We start from the raw sequence: 1,359 nt of genomic DNA, 5'->3' as shown, positions 1-1,359 counted from the left end.
TGCAGGCCAACGCCGTGCCGCTGTCGGCCGTGCGCAACGACAAGCCCGCACCCTATGTGCAGGCGCTGACGGCCAACCAGGTGACGCACGTGCCGGTGGCGCTGGGCCGCCAGGGCCAGCACGCGGGCGAAGCCATGCTGTTGGTGGACGGGGTGAACGGCCTGGGCGAAGGCACCGCGGTGCTGCGTGCGTCGGCGGGCAGCCTCCGCGAAGGCACGGCGGTCAGGCAGGCCCCCCCCGCAACAGTGCCCCCCGCTCTGGCGCCAGCCGCCAAGCCCTGAAAGCCCGGCCATGTGGTTCACCCAGGTATCGCTGCGCAACCCGGTCTTCGCGACCATGGTCATGCTGGCCCTGATGGTGCTGGGGCTGTTCAGCTTCCAGCGCCTGAAGGTGGACCAGTTCCCCAACATCGACTTCCCGGTGGTGGTGGTGACCACCCAGTACCCCGGCGCCTCGCCCGAGATCGTGGAGAACGAGGTCACCAAGAAGGTGGAGGAGTCGGTCAACGCCATCGCGGGCGTGAACGCGCTGACCTCGCGCAGCTACGAAGGCCAGTCGGTCGTCATCATTGAATTCCAGCTGCACATCGACGGGCGTAAGGCGGCCGAAGACGTGCGCGAAAAAATTGCGCTGCTGCGCCCGACCCTGCGCGACGAGGTGAAAGAACCAGCGGTGCTGCGCTTCGATCCGGCCTCGCGCGCCATCTGGTCGGTGGCCGTGTTGCCGGACGCATCGAGTGCGCAACAACCCAGCGCGGTCGAACTCACCACCTGGGCCGAACAGACGCTGAGAAAGCGCATGGAGAACGTGCGCGGCGTGGGCTCGGTCACGCTGGTGGGCGGCACGCGGCGCGCGGTCAACATCGACCTGAACCCCGCCGCCATGGAGGCCCTGGGCGTGACGGCCGACCAGGTGGTGGCCGCCGTGCGCAGCGAGAACCAGGACCTGCCGGTCGGCACGCTCAAAGACGCCGACCGCGACCGTGTGGTGCAGGTGCTCGCGCGCATGCAGAACCCCCGGGACTTTGAGCAGATCATCGTGGCGCGGCGCGGTGGCAGCCCGGTGCGGCTGGGCCAGGTCGCGCGCATCAGCGACGCCACGCAAGAGGTGGAGAGCCTGGCGCTGTACAACGGCCAGCGCACCCTGCTGCTGCAGGTGCAAAAGGCGCAGGACGAGAACACCATCGCGGTCACCGACGGGCTCAAAGCCGTGGTCGCTGAACTGCAGGCGCAGCTGCCGCCAGGCGTGAAGCTCGAACCCATTGCCGACGGCTCGCGGCCGATCCGCGTGTCGGTGGACAACGTGCGCCGCACCCTGATCGAGGGCGCTCTGCTCACCGTGGCCATCGTCTTCCTGTTC

The 1,359-nt window shown here is 68.8% G+C and carries 1 protein-coding gene and 1 pseudogene; both read left to right on the top strand.

Features of this window, described 5'->3' with window-relative positions:
* A pseudogene (locus tag ACR2JA_RS19900) lies at positions 1 to 281 on the top strand (efflux RND transporter periplasmic adaptor subunit); the annotation flags it as partial.
* A 10-nt stretch (positions 282 to 291) separates the two neighbouring features.
* Positions 292 to 1,359 (top strand): efflux RND transporter permease subunit (locus ACR2JA_RS19895; protein ID WP_434010791.1); only part of this gene is annotated, 1,068 nt, incomplete at its 3' end.

The organism is Hydrogenophaga sp., from assembly GCF_051007235.1.
Lineage (GTDB): Bacteria > Pseudomonadota > Gammaproteobacteria > Burkholderiales > Burkholderiaceae_C > Hydrogenophaga.
The sequence above is the reverse complement of the archived record's forward strand: the minus strand, read 5'-3'. Positions and strand labels throughout refer to the sequence as shown.